General features: G+C 66.4%; 2 protein-coding genes. One reads left to right on the top strand and one right to left on the bottom strand.

Going from position 1 to position 3,050, the window contains the following annotated elements:
• Positions 1 to 111: 111 nt before the first annotated feature.
• Positions 112 to 2,868: a hypothetical protein gene (locus PLE19_23960; protein ID HPD18004.1), complete on the bottom strand. Its 2,757-nt coding sequence runs from the start codon at positions 2,866 to 2,868 to the stop codon at positions 112 to 114.
• A gap of 1 nt (position 2,869) precedes the next feature.
• On the opposite strand from PLE19_23960, the gene PLE19_23955 reads away from it, so the two are divergent.
• On the top strand, positions 2,870 to 3,050 hold a 181-nt coding region (locus PLE19_23955), incomplete at its 3' end, for a hypothetical protein (GenBank protein HPD18003.1).

Genomic DNA, 3,050 nt, shown 5'->3' with positions numbered 1-3,050 from the left:
CGGCCAGAATCGCGGGCGTCGCAGTCCCACGCGGATTCTTGGACAGGCTCCCAGGCGAGCCCTCCCGGACAAACCGACGAGTCACAGAAGCCCGTCGGGCACTGAAACACCCTATCTCAGGTCAATGATCCGCACGCTGCCTGCCAACACCTCGAGGCGCACAGCCCCATCCTTGACCTCCAGCCTCTCGGTCGGCAGCAGGCGGTCGCGCGCCGAAGCCACCGGCACGTGGCACCGGAGGGTCACGGGCCGGTTCTCGCGGTAGTCGGTCGGCGTAATGCCTTGCTGCGGCTTGAGTTGGCCCGCCGGATTGAGCAGAGTGACGAGCCACCCCGTGTCGGACCGGCTGACGAGCCACTCGACCTCGCCCTCGACCTCCACGGGCATCAGCCCCCGCGTGAGATGGGCGATGAGGCGGGCGACGACTGGATGAGCCTCACGGTTGATGCCAAGTCCATACGGCACCGATAGATACACCAGGCGCCCGCGCCCGCGGTCCTGCGCGACGCAGAACGGCGTGCCATCGCCCGTGGCGGCGAGCACCTTGTGGCTCCACTCGGTCGCGCGCCGCAGAGCCGGTGCCTCGATCCCGCGGCACCTGAACCGCTGTGACGGCTGTATCTCTTGTCCCTCTAACCATTTATAGCCCTCAGCTTCGACCAGATCGCCCGTCCCGGGCAAGCCGAGCGCCTTCACGCCCGGGCCGGTCAGATGCGCATCGGCGACCAGCAGGGTGCCGCCATCGGCCACGTACCTGGCCAGCCGGCTGCCTTCGGCCTCGGTCAGCTCGATTTCGCCAGCCACGATGACGACGGGGTAAGTGTCTATGGTACGCCACTTTGCGGCGTCTGGGTAGGCGTAGATCACGTCGAAGACATCGCCGAAGACACCCGGCAGATAGACCTCGTTGGTGCCGGTCATCGGCTTCTCGCTCTCGGGCCCGATCGGGTAGTAGGCTGTCCAGAGGTACTCCTCGAGCATCTTCTCATGGAGGCCGGGGCGGAAGCGGTCCTGGTGGCCGTGCCAGTTCTTGAACGAGTTGGGCCAGAACGGGGCGGGCTCCCAGCCGTGCGCGTAGTCCACCAGGAACGCCACGGGGGTGAACGGGGTCCCCCGGTCGGGCTCGGCGGCAGTGACGCGCAGGAAGCGGTCTACCAGCTTGCCCTTGGGGGAGAGCTGGACCTCCTGGATGCCCGCGGCCGAGGTGCCGCCGGGGCGCCACCACTCGTCGAAGCCCTGCTCATGATAGAACATGGACGAGCCGGCCATGTACTGGTACCAGATGTCGAACTTGTACCAGGTCATCCCCGCGCCCGAGTAGACCGAGTAGTAGTTGTCCAGGATGTTCTGGGGCGAGGAGAAGCTGCTCCCCTTGCTGAAGATGGTCGAGGAGTCGCCGAAGTTGCACGAGCGGTAGGTGGCCGTGAGGTTGGCGTGCTGGCGGGCGGCGCCCCGCATGAACGCCCACCGCATGCCCAGGAGCGAGCTGGTGCAGGCCGACGACTCGTAGCCGATCACCCGCGCGCCCCAGTCGGCGCACAGCGGGGCGAACACGATGTTGCCCACCGACAGGCACGCGATCACGTCCGCGTAGGGATTCTTGTCCAGGTCCCTCCCGTATATCTTCCGGTACTTCTCGGCGTTCGACGCAAGTGTAAGAGGCACAAAGGCTTCGACCAGTTGGCGGCGGCTCTTGGCCCCCTCGGTGGCCTTTTGCATCTCCTTGGCGTCGGGGTAGAAGTAGCCCAGGCTCTCGCCCGCGATGGAGCCGACGAAGCGGTCGCGGTACTTCTGGAATGCCTCGATGCCCTTCTCGCCCACGGGCACACCCGGGTGGTAATTCATCATCATCGCCCAGGCGCGATCGGGGTTCGCGTCGAGCCACGCCGCGAACTTCTGGCCGGCGGGGTTCACCTCGCCCGTCTTGGGGTCCGTAGCGAAGACGCCGGCTCCGACGCCGTGGAACGTGGGCACGATGCGGGGGTCGGAGAAGATGGGCACCTCATCCTTCCCGCCGTACTTCTTCTCGAACTCGTCGCGGGTCTCCTTGTCGTTGATGTTGTAAGGGAACTTCACGCGGTCGGGCTTGTCGCCGAGCCAGGTGGACGCGGCGTCGGTGTGGCTGACGTTCCAGAGGTAGAGAAAGCCCTTGTCGCGGAAGGTGCGGAGGCGCCACTCCTTGGGCAGCGCGAAATCGGGCTTGCGGCGGGCCAGGGGCACCAGGTCGGCCGGAATGCCCTTGGCGCGGTAGCCCGCCAGAATGTCCCAGGCGTGGCTCTTCGGCCTCTCCTTGATGAGCGGGCGATAGGCGGTGTCGGTCGTCAGCACGATGACATCAATCTGCCGCGGCTCGGGGTCCTTCGTCGTCGCTAAGAGACTGAGCTTGGCGGGCCCTTTCTTGAGGGTCGCCTGCCGGTTGTCCCACGCGAAGGCCCAGCCCCAATAGAGCTTCGCCTCGTTATCCTCTTCGATGACGGGCTGCTCGCCGTACTTGCCGAGCCATGGCGCCGCGCCGTCCTGCTCGATCTGAATCTGGAAGCGTTCCGTCTTCTCCCGCCAATCGCCGTATCGCACCCACACGGCGTAGTCGCCCGCGGCGGGGATTTCGATGGCTTTGGTGGCCACAGCCTTGTCGTCGTCTGCTCCCGCCGCGATGGAGAGGAAGCCGCTTTCCCCGCCCTGATTCCACTCCGCCGCCCATCCTGGCCCCGAGAGAGCCCAGTGCCCCTCCGTCTTCTTCATATTCGGCTTGCCCATGGGCCAGCAGTAGCCACGGATGCCGTCGAGGTGCTCGGCCTCGAGCCAGAGCGATTCGGCGGCGACAGGTGCGGCAAAGAGCAGCAGCGCGAGAACGTTACGGCGCAGCATGATGGGCTCCCTTCGTTACCAGGCGCACCTCGCCTTCCGCGAGCGCGCGGGCGAGGAAACGCAGGTCAGCCAGGCGGCAGGGGAGGAACTCGGGGCCGCCGAAGTGGGGGTTGCCGCCTGGGAGAAACTAGGAGCCTGTCCAAGAATCCCCGTGGGCTGCGTTGCCGGCGTCAGCGGGCTGG

The sequence above is a fragment of the Planctomycetota bacterium genome, assembly GCA_035384565.1.
GTDB lineage: Bacteria > Planctomycetota > PUPC01 > DSUN01 > DSUN01 > DAOOIT01.
This window is presented reverse-complemented; position numbering and strand designations above follow the sequence as displayed.